This is a genomic window from Anoxybacillus sp. ST4 (assembly GCF_019448545.1).
GTDB classification, from domain to species: domain Bacteria; phylum Bacillota; class Bacilli; order Bacillales; family Anoxybacillaceae; genus Anoxybacillus; species Anoxybacillus pushchinoensis.
In genome coordinates this window covers 26,284-47,963 of the sequence record NZ_JAHZOE010000013.1, presented here as the reverse complement: position 1 = coordinate 47,963, position 21,680 = coordinate 26,284, and the positions used below count along the sequence as shown (strand labels likewise).

The 21,680-nt window shown below is 43.6% G+C and carries 20 protein-coding genes; all 20 read left to right on the top strand.

Annotated features, from left to right (window positions below; genetic code table 11):
- Positions 1 to 119: 119 nt before the first annotated feature.
- The 20 genes from K1I44_RS09615 to udk all read left to right on the top strand — a co-directional run bounded on the left by K1I44_RS09615 (position 120) and on the right by udk (position 21,594).
- Positions 120 to 3,173, top strand: a complete 3,054-nt coding sequence (locus K1I44_RS09615; RefSeq protein ID WP_219986027.1) for an efflux RND transporter permease subunit — start codon at positions 120 to 122, stop codon at positions 3,171 to 3,173.
- A gap of 82 nt (positions 3,174 to 3,255) precedes the next feature.
- The gene (locus K1I44_RS09610) at positions 3,256 to 4,065 is read left to right on the top strand and encodes a TetR/AcrR family transcriptional regulator (protein ID WP_219986026.1); all 810 of its coding nucleotides are present in this window, start codon (positions 3,256 to 3,258) and stop codon (positions 4,063 to 4,065) included.
- A 15-nt stretch (positions 4,066 to 4,080) separates the two neighbouring features.
- Positions 4,081 to 5,352, top strand: a complete 1,272-nt coding sequence (locus K1I44_RS09605) for a replication-associated recombination protein A (protein ID WP_219986025.1) — start codon at positions 4,081 to 4,083, stop codon at positions 5,350 to 5,352.
- Positions 5,353 to 5,425: 73 nt separating this feature from the next.
- The gene (cymR, locus tag K1I44_RS09600; protein ID WP_003396211.1) at positions 5,426 to 5,842 is read left to right on the top strand and encodes a cysteine metabolism transcriptional regulator CymR; all 417 of its coding nucleotides are present in this window, start codon (positions 5,426 to 5,428) and stop codon (positions 5,840 to 5,842) included.
- A gap of 15 nt (positions 5,843 to 5,857) precedes the next feature.
- On the top strand, positions 5,858 to 7,003 hold the full coding sequence (locus tag K1I44_RS09595) for a cysteine desulfurase family protein (RefSeq protein ID WP_219986024.1): 1,146 nt from the start codon (positions 5,858 to 5,860) through the stop codon (positions 7,001 to 7,003).
- 14 nt (positions 7,004 to 7,017) lie between these two features.
- Positions 7,018 to 8,115: a tRNA 2-thiouridine(34) synthase MnmA gene (mnmA, locus tag K1I44_RS09590; protein WP_003396207.1), complete on the top strand. Its 1,098-nt coding sequence runs from the start codon at positions 7,018 to 7,020 to the stop codon at positions 8,113 to 8,115.
- 62 nt (positions 8,116 to 8,177) lie between these two features.
- Positions 8,178 to 8,834 (top strand): tetratricopeptide repeat protein, encoded by a 657-nt coding sequence (locus tag K1I44_RS09585; protein WP_219986023.1) that lies wholly within the window; start codon positions 8,178 to 8,180, stop codon positions 8,832 to 8,834.
- A gap of 18 nt (positions 8,835 to 8,852) precedes the next feature.
- The gene (recD2, locus tag K1I44_RS09580) at positions 8,853 to 11,201 is read left to right on the top strand and encodes an SF1B family DNA helicase RecD2 (protein ID WP_219986022.1); all 2,349 of its coding nucleotides are present in this window, start codon (positions 8,853 to 8,855) and stop codon (positions 11,199 to 11,201) included.
- 103 nt (positions 11,202 to 11,304) lie between these two features.
- Complete coding sequence (locus K1I44_RS09575; RefSeq protein WP_003396198.1) at positions 11,305 to 11,496, top strand: hypothetical protein; 192 nt, start codon at positions 11,305 to 11,307, stop codon at positions 11,494 to 11,496.
- A 10-nt stretch (positions 11,497 to 11,506) separates the two neighbouring features.
- Positions 11,507 to 11,647 carry a YrzQ family protein gene (locus K1I44_RS09570; RefSeq protein WP_006320530.1) on the top strand — a complete coding sequence of 47 codons (141 nt, stop codon included), beginning with the start codon at positions 11,507 to 11,509 and terminating at the stop codon, positions 11,645 to 11,647.
- A 90-nt stretch (positions 11,648 to 11,737) separates the two neighbouring features.
- Entirely contained in the window at positions 11,738 to 12,802 is a 1,065-nt protein-coding gene (locus K1I44_RS09565; protein ID WP_003396188.1) for an AI-2E family transporter, read from the top strand.
- Positions 12,803 to 13,109: 307 nt separating this feature from the next.
- Positions 13,110 to 15,743, top strand: coding sequence for an alanine--tRNA ligase (gene alaS, locus K1I44_RS09560; protein ID WP_219986021.1), 2,634 nt, complete (start codon positions 13,110 to 13,112; stop codon positions 15,741 to 15,743).
- An 83-nt stretch (positions 15,744 to 15,826) separates the two neighbouring features.
- Complete coding sequence (locus tag K1I44_RS09555) at positions 15,827 to 16,093, top strand: IreB family regulatory phosphoprotein (RefSeq protein WP_219986020.1); 267 nt, start codon at positions 15,827 to 15,829, stop codon at positions 16,091 to 16,093.
- Between the two features lie 4 nt (positions 16,094 to 16,097).
- Positions 16,098 to 16,520, top strand: coding sequence for a Holliday junction resolvase RuvX (gene ruvX / locus K1I44_RS09550; RefSeq protein WP_003396178.1), 423 nt, complete (start codon positions 16,098 to 16,100; stop codon positions 16,518 to 16,520).
- A 5-nt stretch (positions 16,521 to 16,525) separates the two neighbouring features.
- Complete coding sequence (locus K1I44_RS09545; protein WP_003396176.1) at positions 16,526 to 16,825, top strand: DUF1292 domain-containing protein; 300 nt, start codon at positions 16,526 to 16,528, stop codon at positions 16,823 to 16,825.
- Positions 16,826 to 16,913: 88 nt separating this feature from the next.
- The gene (gene mltG / locus K1I44_RS09540; RefSeq protein WP_003396174.1) at positions 16,914 to 17,996 is read left to right on the top strand and encodes an endolytic transglycosylase MltG; all 1,083 of its coding nucleotides are present in this window, start codon (positions 16,914 to 16,916) and stop codon (positions 17,994 to 17,996) included.
- A 109-nt stretch (positions 17,997 to 18,105) separates the two neighbouring features.
- Complete coding sequence (locus K1I44_RS09535; protein WP_219986019.1) at positions 18,106 to 18,753, top strand: O-methyltransferase; 648 nt, start codon at positions 18,106 to 18,108, stop codon at positions 18,751 to 18,753.
- A gap of 1 nt (position 18,754) precedes the next feature.
- A complete protein-coding gene (locus tag K1I44_RS09530; protein ID WP_219986018.1) occupies positions 18,755 to 19,684 on the top strand; it encodes a peptidase U32 family protein in 930 nt (309 codons plus the stop codon).
- A 19-nt stretch (positions 19,685 to 19,703) separates the two neighbouring features.
- Complete coding sequence (locus K1I44_RS09525) at positions 19,704 to 20,957, top strand: peptidase U32 family protein (RefSeq protein ID WP_003396169.1); 1,254 nt, start codon at positions 19,704 to 19,706, stop codon at positions 20,955 to 20,957.
- 1 nt (position 20,958) lies between these two features.
- Positions 20,959 to 21,594 (top strand): uridine kinase, encoded by a 636-nt coding sequence (gene udk / locus K1I44_RS09520; protein WP_003396168.1) that lies wholly within the window; start codon positions 20,959 to 20,961, stop codon positions 21,592 to 21,594.
- Positions 21,595 to 21,680 lie beyond the last annotated feature (86 nt).

The window sequence follows — 21,680 nt, the reverse complement described above, 5'->3', positions numbered from 1 at the left end:
TATTTCAGCGCACATCGGAAGTTGCAAAATGAGAAAAATTGCATTATAGTTGTGTTATGACTATATAGTCGTAAAAAAACGACCGATTGGTCATATTATAAAAAGAAGGGAAGAGAAGCATGTTAACAAGGTTTAGTTTAAAAAATGCGGTCGCCGTATTTATCATTTCATTTTTACTCATATTAGGCGGACTATATTCGTTTTCTTCTTTAAAAGTAGACTTGTTGCCAAACATTGAATTTCCGCAACTGTCTGTTGAAGTTATTTACCCAGGTGCTTCACCAGAAGATATGAATGAGCAAGTAACAACAAAATTGGAAGAAAAGTTGAAAGCTATTGAGGGAGTAAAAAAACTCCAAAGTACATCGTTTGAAAGTATCGCAATCATTAACCTCGAATTTCCATTTAATACAGACATGGAAGAAGTAGAGCGGCAAGTTGAGTCGCTCATGAAAGAAGCGAATTTGCCGGAAAACGTGCAGACAAAAGTGAATCGCTTCTCGTTCGGGACATTCCCAATTTATAACATTTCGCTATTTGCTAAAGGGGATACGAACATCCAGCAATTGTTAGATGATACGATCGTTCCTGAGTTGAAAAAAATTAACGGTGTCAATTCCATTTCGGTTGGCGGGATGGAAGAAAACTTAATTCAAATTACTGTAGATAAACAAAAAGCATTGCAATATGGGTTGAGCTTGACACAAATTAAAGAACAAATTAATGAAAAGTTTTTAGCTTTCCCGGCTGGTAACGTACAGACAGAGACGTTACAAATTCCGATTCGCGTTCAACAAAAAATCGAAACGATCAAACAGCTTGAAAACTTACCTTTATCTTCGCCGCTTATGAACGCATCACCAGGTGCGCCAGCGAGCGGTCAAGAAGCGCCGATGACCATTACGTTAAAAGATGTCGCTACCGTTGCACCTGTGACGGAGCAAGGGGAGATCACGCGCTACAATCTACAACCGTCGCTATCGATGGCGATTACGAAAAAACAAGATGCGAATACGGTTGAAGTCGCTGAAAAAGTGTTAAACGTGCTTGATCAATATAAAGATAAAATAGACTATGCGATCGGCTTCGATTCCGCCGAGGGAATTAAAAAGTCAGTGGAAACGCTCGTGCGCGAAGGCTTGCTCGGTGCGTTATTTGCATCTATCGCCGTGCTCGTCTTTTTACGAAACGTGCGCGCAACAATAATTGCGATCATTTCTATTCCGCTATCTTTACTCGTTGCGTCAATTTTCTTACAACGCATGGACATTTCTTTGAATATTATGACGCTCGGTGGAATGGCGGTGGCGGTCGGACGCGTAGTTGACGATAGCATCGTTGTCATTGAAAACATTTTCCGACGCGTGCGCAAGTCAAAGTCTGGAATGACGGATGAGCTTGTCGAAGATTCAACGAAAGAAATTTTAAAGGCGATTACGTCATCGACGATTACGACTGTTGTCGTGTTTTTGCCGCTCGGATTTGTCGGCGGTGTCACCGGTGAGTTTTTCTTGCCGTTTGCATTAACAATCGTCTTTTCGCTCTTAATGTCACTCGTTGTTGCGATTACGATCGTTCCAATTTTAGCGAAGTTTTCATTTAAAAAAGTGCCGCCAGAAGAAAAAGAAGGAGCGCTACAACGTATATACGGTAAAGCGATTGAATGGGCGCTCGATCATAAACGGCTCGTCTTATTTTTATCCGTTTTACTGCTCGGCGGTTCATTTGCGATCGTGCCTAAGCTTGGATTTACATTTATTCCAAATGAAGAACAAAAAACATTAATTGCAGCGGTTGAACTGCCGTCATCGACACCGTTAGAAAAGACGAACGATGTGTCGCTAAAAATGGAGAAGATGTTTAGTGAAAAAGAAGAAATTAAAGAAGTGACTGCCGGAATTGGTACGCGCGATTTCCGTAGCGGCTTAAAACGGAAAAATCAAGCGAACTACTTTATTACGCTCAAAGAAAGTGCCAACGTCAGCGCGTTTATTAAAGAGCTAGAACGAGATATGGAAAATATTGCACAAGCGGAGGTTAAAGGGGCAAAAGTAGGTGTGCAAGAGCTACAATCTGGTGGACCACCATCAAATAACAACGTCAATATTGATTTGTATTCGACGAACTTAACAGCGTTGCAACAAGCTGCCAAAGACGTAGAAGCTCACTTAAAAATGCGCGACGATTTGAAATATGTGACAAACAACTTTGCTGATAAACAAAAACAAGTCGTTGTAAACATCGACCCACAAAAAGCGGCACAATATGGCGTTTCCGGATTCCAAATTCTCGGAACAATCGCTGATCAAACGCGTCCAGTTCAAGTCGGTACGTTAACATTGGATGGAGAAGAGCGGACTGTGCAACTGTCGTATGATGAACAAATGACGTCGCTTGAACAGCTAGAGAAGACGCTCATTTTTACGAAATTTGGCCCTGTACCTGTAAGCGAACTTGCGGAAGTAAAAGAAGTAGATACGTTTACGTCCATTCAAAAACTTGATGGAAAAGTGTTCGCCCGTGTGTCTGCGCAAATTGTCGGAGACAACATTCAAAAAGTAACTCAAGATGTAATTAATAGCGTGAAAAATGAAGTAGACTTACCGAAAGATGTATCCCTTCAAGGCGGCGGCGGAAGCGATGAAACGGTAGAAACGTTCCAACAGCTCGGTTTAGCGATGATTGTAGCCATCGGACTCGTTTACATTACGATGCTGATTACGTTCGGAAAAGCGCGCATTCCGTTTATTATTTTATCATCGCTCGTGTTCGTTCCAATTGGTTCATTGCTCGGATTGTTTATCGCTAATGAGCCGATGTCGGTGAGCGTAATGATCGGGCTGCTCATGCTCATTGGAATTGTCACAACAAATGCGATCGTTCTTGTTGACCGAATCGGACAAAATCGCGAACAAAAAGGAATGACGATTCGTGAAGCGTTAATCGAAGCAGGAAAGACGCGGTTACGCCCGATTTTAATGACGGCATTTGCAACGGTTGCCGCACTCATTCCACTCGCGCTGACGAAGTCGTCCGGTACGCTTATTTCTAAAGGATTAGCGATTACGGTCATCGGTGGACTGACATCGTCAACGTTGCTGACGTTAATTCTCGTCCCGGTTGTATACGAATTATTTTTCTTCCTTCAAGCGAAAAAAGAACGCCGAGTGTAATGCGACATACAACAGGCTGACTGAAAGGTCAGCCTGTTGTGCTATAATAAAACGAAGAAACGAACAGTAAGGATGGGGCGGTATGAGTAGAAAAGAGCAAATTATTGAAGTCGCCATGAAGCTATTTGCAGAAAAAGGGTATCATGCGACATCGATGCAAGAAATTGCTGAACATAGTCATTTAGCTAAAGGGTCGCTATACAACTATTTCAAATCGAAAGAAGAAATTGTATTATCTATTTTTCAATACCATTACGATCAGTTGTTTCAACAGTTTGCACACATTGCATCAGACCGTTCGTTAACGGCGCGAGAAAAATTTTTAAAGCAACTTTCGCTACAAATTGAGGCGTTTGAACAACATAAAGAAATTGTACAAATGCATATGGGCGATCACGCTCAAAAAGTAAGCGAAGATGTTCACGCCCTCGTTTTGCGCATTCGTTCTCATTTGTTTGACTGGTACGTTCAATCGCTCATAAATATGTACGGTGAGCGCATCCGTCCGTTTGTACTCGATTGCGCCATCATGTTAAATGGAATGGTCAAAGAATATTTGTTTTTTGCCCTCTTTGAACAAAAACCGTTTCCTTTTCAACGGTTAGCGCCGTTTTTAATGCGGCGGCTTGATGCGCTCGTCGATAGTTTAGAACATGATGTGCCGCTATTTGCTCACGATGCGCAAGCCGAAAAAGAGCGAGCGCTTATGATCGTGACGCAAATGATTGAAGAAACGACCGATCGCGTAATGATTGAGCTGCTCGAACAGCTGGAAGCAGAAATAAAAAAAGATGAGCCGCGAAAAGCAATTGTTGAAGCGTTTCTTTTTTATTTACAACAGAGCGATATGCGTCAGTTCGTCCCGGCGCTACGGGCAGCGCTGGCGCTGTAAGGTGGAGGGAGACAAATGAAAGAACCTCTTGCTTATCGCATGCGTCCGCGTACGATTGATGAAGTCGTCGGGCAAGATCATGTTATTGGAGCGCATACAGCGTTGTATCGTATGATCAAAAATGGGTACGTCCCTTCCCTTTTACTTTACGGTCAACCAGGTGTTGGGAAAACATCGCTCGCTTATGCGATTGCTGGCACGTTACAGCGCCCGTTTTATACATTAAATGCCACGACAGCGGGGAAGAAAGAAATAGAGGAGATTGTAGCTGACGCTCGTTTTCAAGGCAACGTCGTTTTATTTATTGACGAAATACATCGCTTTACAAAGGCGCAACAAGATTATTTATTGCCGCACGTTGAAAACGGGCTCGTTACACTCATTGGTGCGACGACTGAAAATCCGTTTCATTCCATCAACCCAGCTGTTCGTAGTCGTTTAGGGCAAATCAAACAGCTGCATCCTTTGACAAAAGAACAAACGATAGAGTTATTACGTCGAGCTCTCCATGATCGAAAGCGTGGGCTTGGAAGTTGGCATATTGATATAAGTGATGAAGCGCTTGCTATCATTGCAGAAGGAGCAAACGGTGATGCGCGCGCGGCATTAACGATGTTAGAAGAAGCGGTGTATGCGACAAAACAAGGAGATCAACGCGCTATCGTCGATATACAAACCGTCTCGTTTTGTGTAGAAAATAAGGGGCTGACGTATGATAAACAAGGGGATACGTATTATTCTTTGTTATCTGCTTTTCAAAAAAGCGTGCGAGGCAGCGATGTAGATGCGGCGCTTCACTATTTAGCCCGGCTTCTTGAAGGGGGGGACGTGACCGCCGTTTGCCGTCGCTTAGCTGTTATTGCTTATGAAGATATCGGGTTAGCAAACCCATTCATCGGCGTAAAAGTGATGAGTGCCATTCAAGCAGCCGAACGCCTCGGCATGCCAGAAGCGCGCATTCCTCTTGCTACAGTCACGATTGACATGTGCTTATCTCCAAAATCCAACAGCGCATATAAGGCGATTGATGCGGCCATTCATGATGTGCGAAACGGAAAAGGACAGTCGATTCCGCTACATTTGCAAGATGCTCATTATGCCGGCGCTAAACGTCTTGGCCGCGGAATAGGATATAAATATCCGCACGATTATCCGTATAGTTGGGTAGAGCAGCAATACTTGCCAGACGACTTAATCGGGATGCAATATTACAAACCAAAGCAAAGCGGCGAAGAAAAACAGCTTGCCCATGTATATGAGCGGTTAAACGAACGGAAGAAGCAGTAACGTTCCTTTGCGACGCATTTTTATGTTATAATGGCTTGTGTTTCTTTTGACAGTGAATGAGGGGATGATCAGTTTGAAAATATCTACGAAAGGCCGATACGGCTTAACAATTATGATTGAGTTGGCCAAGCGGTATGGAGAGGGGCCGATTTCGTTAAAATCGATTGCGCAAATGAACAATTTATCGGAACATTATTTAGAACAGCTCATTTCCCCGTTGCGAAACGCCGGTTTAGTCAAAAGTATTCGCGGAGCATATGGCGGCTATGTGTTAGCGAATGAGCCGTCAAAAATTACAGCAGGCGATGTAATTCGCGTGCTAGAAGGTCCGTTGCAAGTCGTTGAAGAACTAGAAGACGAAGAGCCAGCGAAACGCGAATTGTGGATGCGCATTCGCGATGCGGTAAAAGAAGTGCTAGATAGCACGACGCTCGAAGACTTAGCGAGCCATACGGAAGACGATGGCGGTGCATATATGTTTTATATTTAAGAAAGGAGAATGTATTTGGAGCGCATTTATTTAGATCACGCAGCGACGTCTCCTGTTCATCCGCAAGTGATAGAGGCGATGATTCCGTATATGACGACGTTTTTTGGCAACCCGTCGAGCATTCATTCATTTGGTCGTGATAGTCGACGCGCGCTTGATGAGGCGCGAGAGACGATAGCGAAAACGATTGGAGCAAAGGCGAACGAAATCATTTTTACGAGCGGCGGAACAGAAGCAGACAATTTAGCGATCATCGGCGTGGCGATGGCAAATCGTGAAAAAGGTCGTCATATTATTACAACATCTGTAGAGCACCATGCTGTATTAAATACGTGCAAATATTTACAAAAACAAGGATTTGATGTGACGTATTTACCTGTGGATGAACACGGAACGGTTTCGGTCGAGCAAGTGAAACGTGCTTTGCGCGATGATACGATCATTGTATCCATTATGTTCGGAAATAACGAAACAGGCGTGTTGCAGCCGATTAACGAAATCGGTCACTTGCTTCGTGAACATGGGGCATATTTTCATACGGATGCTGTGCAAGCGTACGGGCTCGTTCCGATTGACGTCAATGAGATGAACATTGACTTACTTTCTCTGTCTAGCCATAAAATTAATGGACCAAAAGGTGTAGGATGTTTATATGCGCGCGAAGGCGTTCGCCTTACCCCACACATATATGGTGGAGAACAAGAACGGAAGCGACGCGCAGGGACAGAAAACGTACCAGGCATTGTCGGATTGCAAAAAGCAGCTGAAATCGCTCAACAAACGATGGCCGAAAAGCAAATGTTGTATGAACAGTTTCAACATGTGATGGTAAACACATTTGAACGAGAAGGGATTCGTTACGCCATCAATGGTCATGAAACGTCTCGCTTGCCGCACGTATTGAACGTCGCTTTTTTCGGGACAAATGTGGAAGCGTTGCTTGTTAATTTAGATTTAGCTGGCATTGCGGCATCAAGCGGTTCCGCGTGTACGGCCGGTTCGATTGATCCGTCTCATGTGCTCGTGGCGATGTACGGAAGTGAGTCGGATCGCATTCGTTCATCCGTTCGTTTTAGCTTCGGATACGGGAATACGTTAGAACAAATAGAACGTGCCGCACAAGAAATATCAAAAATTGTAAAAAGACTAACGAAGGCGTGAAAGGAGGGGGAAAAATGGCAAGAGTAGTTGTTGGAATGTCAGGAGGAGTCGATTCGTCCGTTGCTGCCCTTTTATTGAAACAACAAGGGTACGATGTTATCGGTATTTTTATGAAAAACTGGGACGATACAGATGAAAACGGTGTATGTACTGCGACGGAAGATTATGAAGATGTTGTACGTGTTTGTCATCAAATTGGCATTCCGTATTATGCAGTCAACTTTGAAAAGCAATATTGGGAGAAAGTGTTTACGTACTTTTTAGATGAATATAAAGCAGGTCGTACGCCAAATCCAGATGTGATGTGCAACAAAGAAATTAAATTTAAAGCATTTTTAGAACATGCGATGGCGCTTGGTGCAGATTATTTAGCGACAGGTCATTATGCGCGCGTCGCCTATCGCGATGGGGAGTATGAACTGTTGCGCGGGTTGGATGCCAATAAAGATCAAACGTACTTTTTAAACCAGCTCGGACAAGCTCAACTATCGAAAGTGCTTTTTCCAATTGGGGAGCTACAAAAAGCGCAAGTGCGTGAAATCGCGAAAGAAGCAGGGCTTGCGACAGCAGGGAAAAAAGATAGTACAGGCATTTGTTTTATCGGCGAGCGCAATTTTAAACAATTTTTAAGCAATTACTTACCAGCGCAGCCGGGCAGCATGCAAACGCTCGATGGAGAAGTAAAAGGAACGCATGACGGATTGATGTACTATACGATCGGACAACGTCATGGACTTGGTATCGGTGGAAGCGGCGAGCCGTGGTTTGTCGTTGGAAAAAATGTAAAAGAAAATATTTTATACGTGGCACAAGGATTTGATAATGAACTTCTTTATTCGGATGAAATCATTGCGACGGGCGTAAACTGGGTAAGTGATCGACGGCCGAGCGGACAAGTTTCGTGCACAGCGAAATTTCGTTATCGCCAGCCGGATGTACCCGTTACAGTAGAAATGATCGATGAGACGACAGCCCGTGTCTCGTTTAGCCAACGTGTTCGCGCAGTAACGCCGGGACAAGCCGTCGTTTTTTATGACGGCGAACGATGTCTCGGTGGCGGTACGATTGATCAAGTGTTCCGTGACGGAAAACAGCTCACGTACGTTGGCTAACCTTCAACTCGACAGACGAGTTGAAGGTTTTTTTGTTATAATATTCATATGAGGTGAGAAAGATGGATTACAACGCGCAAGGAATTCAATATATGCAGCAAGGAAAGTATGAAGAAGCAGTCAAATGCTTTCACGAAGCAATTGAAAAGCAACCGAACGACGCTGTCGGCTACATTAATTTTGGGAACGTACTGGCGGCGGTTGGGGAAGAAGACAAAGCGATTCGTTTTTTTCATAAAGCGCTTGAACTTGATGAAAAAGCGGCAACGGCGTATTACGGACTCGGATCGATTTATTACAATCGCCAACAGTTCGAACGGGCGAAAGAGCAGTTTGAACGTGCCATTCAAGCCGGTTTAACGGACGGCGATGTATTTTTTATGCTCGGTATGTCGCTTATGTATTTAGAGCAACCGCGCTTGGCGATGCCGTATTTGCAACGAGCGGTGGAATTAAACGAGCGCGACGTGGAAGCGACGTTTCAACTCGGACTTTGCTTAGCGCAATTGCAGTTTGTCGATGAAGCGATGACATATTTCGAACGAACAATTCAACTAAACGACGAGCATGCCGATGCGTATTATAATTTAGGCGTTGCATATGCGTACAAAGACGATCCACAAACGGCGCATACAATGTTTGAAAAGGCGCTTGCGATTCAACCTGATCATTTGTTAGCTGGTCACGGGAAAAAGTTAATGGAACGAGCGCTACAATAAGAAAAGGGGGAGAGGGCGTTGCAACAACAGTTAGACCTAGATGGACGGTCGTTTATTAAAGGTGTCCATATCGGTACCATTTTCCATAACGAAGACAATTTATATTCCGTCATTCGTGTACGCGTCGAAGAAACAAACGAGGCGCATATAGAAAAAGATGTTGTTGTAACAGGCTATTTCCCTTTGCTTATCGAGTATGATACGTACACGTTTTTCGGCTCGTTTAAAGAACATCCGCGCTTTGGGAAACAATATGTTGTTGACCATTTTCGAAAAGAGTTTCCAGAAACGAAAGAAGGCGTCATTCAATATTTATCTGGTGGGATGTTTAAAGGAATCGGTAAAAAAACAGCGGCGGCGATCGTGGAAACGTTAGGGGAGCGTGCTATTTCTAAAATATTAGAAGATCCCGACGTGCTTGACAATGTGCCGAAGTTGACGAAAGCGAAGGCGAAGCAATTATACGAAACGTTGCGCGAACATGAAGGGTTAGAACAAATTATGATTGCGCTGTCGCAATTTGGCTTCGGTCCGCAATTATCGATGAAAATTTATCAAGTGTACAAAGATGAAACGCTTCAAGTCATCCGCACTAATCCGTATCAACTTGTTGAAGATGTTGAAGGAATCGGGTTTGGACGCGCTGACGATCTCGGGTTGCAGCTTGGCATTTCTGGCAATCACCCAGAGCGCATTCGCGCCGGCTGTTTATACGTCATGGAACAACATTGTATGCAAGAAGGTCACGTATATATGACGTATGAACAAGTGCTTGATGAAGTGAAACGACTGTTAGAAGCGAAACGTGAAGAACAAATTGACGTTGCATGCATTTCCCGTGAAATGATTCACTTGTCCGAAGAAGGGAAGTTAATTATGGAAGAAGATCGTTTTTATATTCCTTCCCTCTATTTCGCTGAAAAGGGCATTGTGTCAAACGTTAAACGGTTGTTGCAACAATCGGATATGGCGACATTTTCTGAAGCGGAATTTTTGCTGGCGCTCGGGGAATGGGAAGAAGAAGCAAACATGCAATATTCCCAAAAGCAAAAGGAAGCAATTCAACAAGCGATTTGTTCCCCATTATTTATTTTGACAGGCGGACCGGGAACGGGAAAAACGACGGTTATTAAAGGTATCGTACATTTGTTTGCGAAATTGCACGGACTGTCGCTTGATCCAGCGAGCTATGATGCGGATGAGCCGTTTCCGATTTTACTAGCAGCCCCAACTGGACGAGCAGCAAAGCGTATGACGGAATCTACCGGTTTGCAGGCGATGACGATTCATCGCTTACTCGGATGGAGCGGGGAAGGATTTCAACGCGATGAAAATGAGCCGATTCGCGGCAAGCTGCTTATCGTTGACGAAATGTCGATGGTTGATACGTGGTTAGCTAATCAATTGTTGAAGTGCGTCCCATCGTCTATGCAAGTCATTTTTGTCGGAGATGAAGACCAGCTCCCATCTGTTGGTCCTGGACAAGTGTTAAAAGATTTACTTCGCGCAAACGTCATTCCGACCGTTCGATTAACAGATATTTATCGCCAAGCGGAAGGTTCATCAATTATTTCACTTGCCCATGCGATGAAAGATGGGCATATTCCAGATGATTTGACTTTGCCGCAAAAGGATCGTTCATTCATTCGATGCACAGGTGGACAAGTCGTTGACGTAGTAAAAAAAGTTGCTGAAAATGCGAAGCAAAAAGGGTATCGTGCCAAAGATGTACAAGTGCTTGCGCCAATGTATCGTGGACATGCAGGAATTGATCGGCTCAATGAGACGTTGCAACAACTGTTTAACCCAAAAGATGAACAAAAGCGAGAACTTGTTTTCGGCGATGTAACATATCGCGTCGGTGATAAAGTGCTACAACTTGTTAATCAGCCAGATGAAAATGTTTTTAACGGCGACATTGGAGAAATTGTTGCGATTTTTTACGCCAACGAAAATGTAGAAAAACAAGACCTTGTTGTTGTTTCGTTCGATGGAAATGAAGTAACATATCCGAAACAAGAACTGCACCAAATTACACACGCTTATTGTTGTTCGATTCATAAATCGCAAGGAAGCGAATTTCCGATCGTCATTTTGCCGGTTGTAAAAAGTTATTATCGTATGCTTCGGCGCAATTTATTATACACAGCAGTGACGCGCAGTAAACAATACTTAATTTTATGTGGCGAAGAAGAAGCGTTCCAGCTCGGGGTGATGCGAACAGATGATGGAACGAGACAAACGACGTTATATGACAAATTAACAGCAATCATTTCGCCTGAACAGTCGTTGCTTCCGATGGAAGATGCAAACATCGGAATGGAAGGTGTTACCCCGTATGACTTCATGGAAAATGACATAACATAACGATGGACACAAACATGGGCACGCTTCTCTTCTGAATTGAACGTATGTTTTCGTAAAAAAATGCCAATGATAGAAGAAAAAATAAAAAGGAGCGTGCCTTTTTATGTTAAAGTGTCCGAATTGCCAAAGTAAAGATTTAGGGAAAATAGGAGCGAATCAGTATTATTGCTGGAATTGTTTTATTGAGCTAACCGTTCAAAAAGGGATGATTTATACGCATCAAGTAGAAGAAGATGGGACGCTCAGCTCGCTCGACGATTTATTTAGTGAACAAGAACGAACTTTGTCTTCGTAATGAAAGGAGAATGACGATGAATCGAACAATCGCTTCTTTAATTGCGATCGGTGCAGGGGTTGCTGCCTACCAATTAGCACAACGAAACGGCGGCATGAATATGCGCAATGTGAGGAAAGTCGGCAAACAAATGTTGCGCCCATTTATGTAACGACAGACGGCATCCTGCTTATAGGGTGCCGTTTTGTTGTATAACATCTCCCTTTTATTTTCACACTATATAAGTAAGGGAGGGATTGTTTTGGAACATCCGCATATCCACTTTTTTGTTCGCGTAACGAAAATGTTGCTTGTTGTCATTTTGATTTATTTCGTTGTGAAATTAAAGAACGTATGGCTACCATTTCTACATATGTTGATCAAATTAATTACACCGTTTCTCATCGCCGCGTTTATTACGTATTTGCTTCATCCAGTCGTCGAATATATTCATCGGCGTGGCATGCCGAGGGCGTTAGCGATTCTTTTTATTTATGCGTTATTTTTTGGGGGAGTCGGCTTCGCTATTTACAAAGGTACACCGCTATTTATTGCTCAGCTAGAAGACTTGAATAAAAGTTTGCCGATGTTTGTGCGCACGTATGAACAGTGGACAACGACTATTCACGAAGAGACGGCGACATGGCCTTACGATGTGCATAAACGGGTTGAAGCGTTGATAACAGAAGCGGAATCGTTTATTAGCGAAGCGGTAACAGGCACGATTATCGGGTTAAAACAGTGGATTAATCGTCTCATCGTCTTCTTTATTATCCCGTTTATCGCTTTTTACATGTTAAAAGATGTCGAACTTATTAAAAAAACAGCATGGGAGCTAACTCCGAACAAATGGCGTAAAAAAGGTGTTCAATTTTTGCGCGATGTTGATAAAACGCTCGGCGGGTATATTCGGGGGCAATTGTTCGTATGCTTGCTCATTGGGACAGCTGCCACGCTTTCGTTTTGGCTCATCGGCATGAAATATCCACTTTTGCTCGGCATCATTGTCGGTGTGACGAACGTCATCCCATATTTCGGCCCGATCATTGGCGCCATTCCAGCGGCTATCATTGCTGCGACGGTATCGATGAACATGTTGCTTCTTACTGTCGGCATCATCTTTGTTTTGCAGTTTATTGAGGGAAACATTTTATCTCCGCTTATCGTCGGGAAAAGTTTACATTTACATCCACTTATCATCATGTTTTCATTATTTGTCGGTGGAGAAGTTGGAGGGGTTCTCGGTTTAATTGTTGCTGTCCCTATCGTTGCCATTGCGAAGGCGACATTCCCCCACATTCGCTCGTTGAAAACGATGGCACATTGACAAAAAAAAGGGGCTTGTCTATAATTTTCACAAGAGTAATACATAAAAAAACGATGAAGGATCGAGTATGTTACAGTCCATCTTAACGCGCTTTTGGCGCACAGAGAGGAATTTCCGCGGCTGAAAGAAATTCCAGATGAAGGGTAACAGAACGCTAATCCTGAGTGCAGGCAAACCCTGCCGACGAAGCCACGTTACGGCGGTTGAGGTGATGGACATCTGTCCATAAACAGGGTGGTACCGCGAGCAAGCTCTCGTCCCTGAGCAGGGATGGGAGTTTTTTATATTTTTAAGGGAGGAAGGAAACGTGAAAAAGCTAACATCTGCTCAAGTACGTCAAATGTTTTTAGACTTTTTTAAAGAAAAAGGTCACGCGGTTGAGCCGAGCGCATCGCTCGTCCCGATTGACGATCCGTCGCTCTTATGGATCAATAGCGGCGTAGCGACGTTAAAAAAATATTTTGATGGCCGCGTCATTCCAGACAACCCGCGCATTTGCAACGCGCAAAAGTCGATTCGCACAAACGATATCGAAAACGTCGGAAAAACGGCGCGCCACCATACGTTTTTTGAAATGCTCGGAAACTTTTCTATCGGCGACTACTTTAAACGGGAAGCGATTCATTGGGCATGGGAGTTTTTAACGAGTGAAAAATGGATCGGTTTTGATCCAGACCGTCTTTCTGTGACGATTCACCCGGAAGATGAAGAAGCGTTCGATATTTGGCATAACGAAATCGGGTTGCCGGAAGAGCGAATTATTCGGTTAGAAGGAAACTTTTGGGATATTGGGGAAGGGCCGAGCGGGCCGAATACAGAAATTTTTTATGACCGCGGTGAACAATTTGGCAACGACCCGAACGACCCAGAATTATATCCAGGTGGAGAAAATGAACGTTATTTAGAAGTATGGAACCTCGTCTTTTCGCAATTTAACCATAATCCAGATGGCACGTACACTCCGCTGCCGAAGAAAAATATTGATACAGGTATGGGACTCGAGCGGATGTGCTCCATTTTACAGGACGTACCGACGAACTTTGATACGGATTTATTTATGCCGATCATTCGTGCAACAGAACAAATTTCAGGTGAGACGTATCGCACCGATGCAGAAAAAGACGTAGCATTTAAAGTAATTGCTGACCATATTCGTACCGTTACGTTTGCGATTGGCGATGGGGCGCTCCCGTCAAACGAAGGACGCGGGTACGTGTTGCGCCGTTTGTTGCGCCGTGCCGTTCGCTATGCGAAACAACTAAACATTCAACGTCCGTTTATGTACGAACTCGTTCCCGTTGTCGGTGAAATTATGGTTGACTATTACCCTGAAGTGAAAGAAAAGGCTGCGTTTATTCAAAAAGTGATTAAAAACGAAGAAGAGCGATTCCATGAAACGTTAAATGAAGGATTGGCGATTTTAGCGAGCGTCATCGAAAAAGAAAAAGAACGCGGCAGCGATACGATTAGCGGCGAAGACGTATTCCGCTTGTACGATACGTACGGTTTCCCTGTTGAATTAACGGAGGAGTACGCGGCGGAAGAAGGAATGAAAATTGACCATGACGGCTTTGAACGCGAGATGGAACGTCAACGCGAGCGCGCACGTGCAGCTCGTCAAGATGTCGATTCGATGCAAGTACAAGGCGGCGTATTAGGTGATATTAAAGTACAAAGTACGTTTGTCGGCTACGATCAACTTTCTGTTTCGTCTGTTGTTGAAGTGATCGTCAAAGACGGTCAACTTGTAAGCGAAGTAAGCGAAGGACAAGAGGCGCAAATCATGTTGCGTGAAACGCCGTTTTATGCAGAAAGCGGTGGACAAATTGCCGACCGCGGCTGGATTGAAGGGGAAACAGGAAAGGCGTACGTGAAAGACGTACAAAAAGCGCCAAACGGCCAACATTTGCATCATATTGTCGTTGAACATGGCACCATTCAAACGAACGGCACATATACAGCGCGTGTCGATGAAGCTGCGCGCGTCGATATTGTAAAAAACCATACAGCAACGCATTTGTTGCATCAAGCATTAAAAGATGTGCTTGGCGTGCATGTCAACCAAGCAGGCTCACTCGTTGCGCCTGATCGTTTACGGTTTGACTTCACTCATTTTGGCCAAGTGAAACAAGAAGAACTTGAGCAAATTGAAGCAATCGTTAATGAACAAATTTGGAAAAATATCCCTGTTGTCATTGACTACAAGCCGCTTGATGAAGCTAAAGCGATGGGAGCGATGGCGTTATTTGGAGAAAAATATGGCGACATCGTACGCGTGGTACAAGTGGGCGATTATAGTTTAGAGCTTTGCGGCGGCTGCCACGTCAAAAATACAGCGGAAATCGGTTTATTTAAAATCGTTTCAGAGTCCGGTATTGGCGCTGGTACACGACGCATTGAAGCGGTGACAGGAAAAGCGGCGTATCGTTTAATGAACGATCAAATTGCATTATTAAAAGAAGCAGCGGAAAAACTAAAAACGAACCCGAAAGACGTATTAACGCGCATCGATACGTTAATGAACGATATGCGTGAATTACAGCGGGAAAACGAATCGCTTTCTGCTCGTTTAAGCCATATGGAAGCAGAAAACTTAGTAAACGAGGCGAAAGAAGTAAACGGCATTCGACTTGTCGCAAGCAAAGTGAATAACGTAGATATGAACGGCTTGCGTGCGATGGTCGACGATTTAAAACAAAAATTAGGATCGGCAATCATTGTACTTGCTTCTGTACAACAAAATAAAGTAAACTTAATTGTCGGTGTAACAGACGATTTAATCGACCGCGGCTATCACGCAGGAAAACTCATTAAAGAAGTGGCGACGCGTTGCGGCGGCGGTGGCGGTGGCCGAGCGGATATGGCGCAAGCAGGTGGAAAAGATGCGAATAAAGTAGACGAAGCACTTAAATTTGTCGAACAATGGGTAAAATCTGTTTAATAAACGATGGAAATCGTGTACAATGGATGTAAGGATGGATATACCAGATTTCATGGAACGTGAGAGTGGGGTGCAAAAGAACGGTGGGATCGTTTGATAACACGATGCAATTTAACTTCCCAGAAGAACCGATGGACGTCGACGTTCGGGAAGTGTTGCTTACCGTATACGACGCATTGCAAGAAAAAGGGTATAATCCGATTAACCAAATTGTCGGCTACTTATTGTCTGGTGATCCAGCTTACATCCCGCGTCATAAAGATGCCAGAAACTTAATTCGCAAAGTCGATCGCGACGAATTAATTGAAGAATTAGTGAAATCTTATTTACGAACACATCGTGAGGAATAGCGACATGCGTATTTTAGGGTTAGATGTTGGAACGAAAACGCTCGGCGTTGCCGTAAGCGATGAGTTAGGATGGACAGCCCAAGGCATCGAGACGATCCGCATTGATGAAGAAAGCGGACAGTATGGTTTTGACCGTTTGCGGCAGCTCATTGAGCAATATGCGGTCGAAGAAATCGTCATCGGGTTTCCGAAAAATATGAACGGTACGATCGGACCGCGTGGTGAGGCGACAAAACGTTTTGCCGAACGAGTGAAACAGACGTTTTCACTCCCTGTCGTCTTATGGGATGAGAGATTATCCACGATGGCGGCAGAACGGATGTTGATCGCTGCGGACGTCAGTCGAAAAAAGCGAAAGCAAGTCATTGACAAAATGGCCGCAGTGATGATTTTACAGTCGTATTTAGACAATAAACAATTGAGGTGAACATGATGGAACACGGTGAAAAACACATTACGGTCGTCGATGAAGACGGCAATGAGCAACTTTGCGAAGTATTGTTTACATTTGAATCTGAAGAGTTTGGAAAATCTTACGTGTTGTACTATCCAATTGGTGCAGAAGAAGATGACAACGACGAAATTGAAATTCATGCTTCTTCTTTCATTCCAGGAGAAGACGGACAAGCAGGAGAACTGCAGCCGATCGAAACAGAAGAAGAATGGGATATGATTGAAGAAATGTTAAACACGTTCCTCGGTGAGGAAGAAGAGGAAGATATGGAAGGATAAGGAGCTGACTGCGCGTCAGCTTCTTTTTTTTTATTTATGTCATGTCTTCATTTGTAGTATAATGTCAAAAGTGAGGGGAGGATGACGCATGTTACAAGAACATGAAGCGAAAACGGTGCGAAAAATTGTTTTATATATTACTGCACCTCTTTTATTCCTTATGATTGTTGCTTGCATTGGCTTGTTTGTATATATTCGTTCCGCATTGCAGCCTGTGGATCCGAATGATCGAACGCCGATTCAAGTAGACATTCCGATCGGCTCATCCGTATATACGATTGCCAACATATTAGAAAAAAACGGTGTAGTGAAAGATGCAACGATTTTTCGTTACTACGTAAAATTTAAAAACCACGCCGATTTTCAAGCTGGTCGTTATACGTTTACAAAAGCGATGACGTTAGGAGAAATTGCCGAACAACTGAAAACAGGAAAAGTCGTGAAGGAAGCGAAGTTGAAAATAACGATTCCAGAAGGAAAGCAGCTGACGCAAATTGCGACGATTATTTCGCAAAAAACAGGCTATTCCTCGCAAGACGTGATGGCGAAGTTAACAAATCGTACGTACATTGAAGAGTTGATGAAAAAATATCCTACCGTTTTAACAGCTGATATGTTGAACAAAGATATTCGTTATGCGTTGGAAGGATATTTATTTCCCGCGACGTATTCGTTTACAGAAGAAAAACCGGAGCTTGAAGAAATAATCGAAACGATGATTGCTAAAACGGAAGAAGTGTTAGCGAAATACGGAGAAGATATGGAAGCGCGCGGCATGACTGTTCATCAGCTATTGACGATGGCATCTTTAATTGAAGAAGAGGCGACTGAAAAGGCGGATCGTGAAAAAATCGCCAGCGTCTTTTACAATCGTCTTGAAAAAGGAATGCCGCTTCAAACGGACCCGACTGTTTTATATGCGCTCGGACAGCATAAATCGCGTGTATACTACAAAGACTTAGAAGTAAACTCGCCTTACAATACGTATATGTATAAAGGACTTCCGCCAGGGCCGATTGCAAACGCAGGCGAAATGTCGATTCATGCGGCTCTTCATCCTGCTGAAACAGACTACTTTTACTTTTTAGCTACGCCGGCAGGGGAGGTTATTTTCACAAAAACGCTTGACGAACACAATCGGGAAAAGGCAAAATATATCGGAAAGCAATAAAACGTTCGCATTTTGTTTTGAATTATGATAGTATATATAAAGTTATGGATCGTGATGAAACAAGAGTTCAACTCGTTTGAACTCTTGTTTTTACGAGGAGGACGGTTCGTTGGTAAATCAGGAAATTGTTCAATATATTGAATCATTGCTTCCAGAAAAAGATGAAGCGATCGTGGCTATTGAACGATATGCGCGCGACCACGGAGTTCCGATTATGGATGCGCTGAGCATCGAGACGATGTTGCACATATTAAAACTTATTCAACCGGCGCGCATATTAGAAATCGGCACAGCTATTGGCTACTCTGCTATTCGGATGGCAAAAGCGTTACCGAATGCGAACATTGTCACGATCGAGCGAGATGAAGCGCGCTATAACCAAGCGCTCGCTCACACGGAGCAGACGAATACGAAAGGGCAAATTACGTTGTTATTTGGCGATGCGCTCGCTATGAGCGATGAAGTGAAAACATATGCCCCGTTTGATGTGTTGTTTATTGATGCGGCAAAAGGACAATATCGCCGCTTTTTTGAGTTGTACGAGCCATTTTTAACAGAACGCGGCATCATTATAACGGATAACGTCTTGTTTAAAGGGTTTGTCGCTTTAGACGAACGAGTGGAACAAAAACGTATTCGCCAACTCATAAAAAAAATTCAAGCATATAACGAATGGCTTATGGCGCATCCGCGCTATGAGACGGTCATCATTCCGATCGGTGACGGAATGGCGATATCAAAAAAACGAGGTGAATGAAATGAAAAAACCAGAATTGCTTGTTACGCCAACGAGCGTCGCTCATATGGAACAGCTTGCTCAAGCGGGAGCAAACGCTGTCGTTATTGGTGAACAACGGTACGGCTTGCGTCTAGCAGGGGAGTTTTCCCGACAACATATCGTCGATGCGATGCACGTGGCACGAAAGCACGGTGTGCGCGTATATGTCGCGATGAACGCCTTGTTTCATAACGATAAAGTGGACGAATTAGGCGACTATGTCCGCTTTTTAGCGGAACAACAAGTTGATGCGATCGTATTTGGCGATCCAGCCGTGCTAATGACGGTACGTGAAGTCGCACCGCATATGAAGCTTCATTGGAATACAGAAACGACAGCGACAAACTGGTATGCGTGCAACTATTGGGGACGAAAAGGGGCAAAACGCGCCGTTCTTGCGCGCGAGTTAAATATGGAAGAAATAATTGATATTAAAAAGCATGCCGAAGTGGAAATTGAAGTGCAAGTGCACGGCATGACGTGCATGTTCCAATCGAAACGTTCCCTCATCGGCAACTATTTCGAATATCAAGGAAAGTTTATGGAAGTACAACAAATGAAATATACGAAAGGGCTCTTTTTATACGATAAAGAGCGCGATAATCGCTATCCAATTTTTGAAGATGAAAACGGCACGCATATTATGAGTCCGAACGATATTTGTATTATTGATGAATTAGAAGAGATGATTGATGCGGGCATCGATAGTTTTAAAATTGACGGCGTGCTTCATGAGCCAAAGTATATTACCGAAGTAACGAAACGATATCGCCGTGCCATTGATTTATGCGTAGAACATCGCGAACAATACGAAGAAGAAAAAGCGAAGTTGTTTGCAGAAATTGAAGCGATTCAACCGCAACATCGCCCGTTAGACACCGGCTTTTTCTTCAAAGAAACGGTATATTAAACGAAAAGGAGGGAGACGTGTGAGCATCTCACAAATCATTAATGGAAAGCGCGTTATTGTGAAAAAGCCAGAGCTGCTCGCCCCAGCAGGCAACTTAGAAAAGCTAAAAGTGGCAGTTCATTACGGAGCGGACGCTGTTTTTATCGGCGGACAAGAATACGGTCTTCGTTCCAATGCCGACAACTTTACGCTTGAAGAAATGGCGGAAGGTGTGCAATTTGCAAGCAAATACGGAGCGAAAATTTATGTGACGACAAACATTTACGCACATAATGAAAACATTCCGGGGCTAGAAGAATATTTGCGTGGGTTAGAGCGCGTTGGTGTGCACGGCATTATCGTCGCTGATCCGCTCATTATTGAAACCGCGCGCCGCGTCGCACCAAAGTTAGAGGTGCATTTAAGTACGCAACAGTCGCTCACGAACTGGAAAGCTGTGCAATTTTGGAAAGAAGAAGGACTTGAACGGGTCGTTTTAGCTCGTGAAACAAGTGCGGAAGAAATTCGTGAAATAAAAGAAAAAGTCGACATTGAAATCGAAACGTTTATTCACGGCGCGATGTGTATTGCGTATTCCGGACGTTGCGTATTAAGCAACCATATGACTGCGCGCGATTCGAACCGCGGCGGCTGTTGTCAGTCGTGCCGCTGGGATTACGATTTGTACAAGCTCGAAGGAGACCGTGCTATCGCATTGTTTGATGAAAACGACGATCCGTTTGCGATGAGCCCGAAAGACTTAAACTTAATTCAATCCATTCCAAAAATGATTGAGCTTGGCATTGATAGTTTAAAAATCGAAGGGCGGATGAAGTCGATTCATTACGTCGCAACGGTTGTAAGCGTGTATCGTAAAGTGATTGATGCATATTGTGCTGATCCTGACAATTTCGTCATTCGCAAAGAGTGGTTAGACGAGCTTGATAAATGCGCGAACCGTGACACAGCGCCAGCCTTTTTTGAAGGTGTTCCTGGTTACAAAGAGCAAATGTTTGGCGTTCATAGTAAAAAGACGACGTACGATTTCGTCGGACTCGTGCTTGACTATGATAAAGAAACACGTATCGTCACATTGCAACAACGTAACTTCTTTAAACCGGGCGATGAAGTAGAATTTTTCGGGCCTGAGATTGAGAACTTTACACAAGTTATTGAAACGATTTGGGATGAGGAAGGAAATGAGCTTGATGCTGCTCGCCATCCGCTCCAAATTGTTCGCTTTAAAGTCGATCGCGAAGTTTTCCCATACAACATGATGAGAAAGGGGCACTAACATGAGGAAGAAACCGGTTGTCATCGGGGTCGCTGGCGGCTCCGGTTCGGGGAAAACGACCGTTACGAAAGCCATTTATGAACATTTTCAAGGACATTCCATTTTAATGCTCGAACAAGACTATTATTATAAAGATCAAAGCCACTTGCCGTTTGAAGAGCGCTTAAAAACGAATTACGACCATCCGCTCGCTTTTGATAACGATTTACTGATCGAGCATATTAACAAGCTTTTAAATTACGAGCCGATTGATAAGCCTGTATACGACTATACGCTTCATACGCGTTCAAACGACGTTATTCGCGTCGAACCGAAAGATGTCATCATTTTAGAAGGTATTCTTGTATTAGAAGACGAACGATTGCGCAACTTAATGGATATTAAAGTGTACGTCGATACCGATGCTGACATTCGTATCATTCGCCGTTTATTGCGCGACATTAAAGAACGCGGTCGTACGCTTGAGTCGGTCATTGAACAATATGTAAACGTCGTGCGCCCGATGCACAATCAATTTATTGAACCGACGAAACGATATGCTGATATTATTATTCCAGAAGGCGGGCATAACCATGTCGCTATCGATTTAATGGTTACAAAAATTCAAACGATTCTTGAACAAAAGTCTATTTTGTAATACCATAGCATAGATAATATGTAAACTTTTTGTCTTTTGTACGAACAGACCGTTCGTACATTTTCCGTACATAAATAAAAAGGAGT

Excerpts from the sequence above, each read along its gene's own strand:
- K1I44_RS09615 (WP_219986027.1), top strand. The coding sequence starts at position 120 with ATGTTAACAAGGTTTAGTTTAAAAAATGCGGTCGCCGTATTTATCATT.
- K1I44_RS09610 (WP_219986026.1), top strand. The coding sequence starts at position 3,256 with ATGAGTAGAAAAGAGCAAATTATTGAAGTCGCCATGAAGCTATTTGCA.
- K1I44_RS09605 (WP_219986025.1), top strand. The coding sequence starts at position 4,081 with ATGAAAGAACCTCTTGCTTATCGCATGCGTCCGCGTACGATTGATGAA.
- mnmA (WP_003396207.1), top strand. The coding sequence starts at position 7,018 with ATGGCAAGAGTAGTTGTTGGAATGTCAGGAGGAGTCGATTCGTCCGTT.
- K1I44_RS09585 (WP_219986023.1), top strand. The coding sequence starts at position 8,178 with ATGGATTACAACGCGCAAGGAATTCAATATATGCAGCAAGGAAAGTAT.
- K1I44_RS09575 (WP_003396198.1), top strand. The coding sequence starts at position 11,305 with ATGTTAAAGTGTCCGAATTGCCAAAGTAAAGATTTAGGGAAAATAGGA.
- K1I44_RS09570 (WP_006320530.1), top strand. The coding sequence starts at position 11,507 with ATGACGATGAATCGAACAATCGCTTCTTTAATTGCGATCGGTGCAGGG.
- ruvX (WP_003396178.1), top strand. The coding sequence starts at position 16,098 with ATGCGTATTTTAGGGTTAGATGTTGGAACGAAAACGCTCGGCGTTGCC.
- K1I44_RS09545 (WP_003396176.1), top strand. The coding sequence starts at position 16,526 with ATGGAACACGGTGAAAAACACATTACGGTCGTCGATGAAGACGGCAAT.
- mltG (WP_003396174.1), top strand. The coding sequence starts at position 16,914 with ATGTTACAAGAACATGAAGCGAAAACGGTGCGAAAAATTGTTTTATAT.
- K1I44_RS09530 (WP_219986018.1), top strand. The coding sequence starts at position 18,755 with ATGAAAAAACCAGAATTGCTTGTTACGCCAACGAGCGTCGCTCATATG.
- udk (WP_003396168.1), top strand. The coding sequence starts at position 20,959 with ATGAGGAAGAAACCGGTTGTCATCGGGGTCGCTGGCGGCTCCGGTTCG.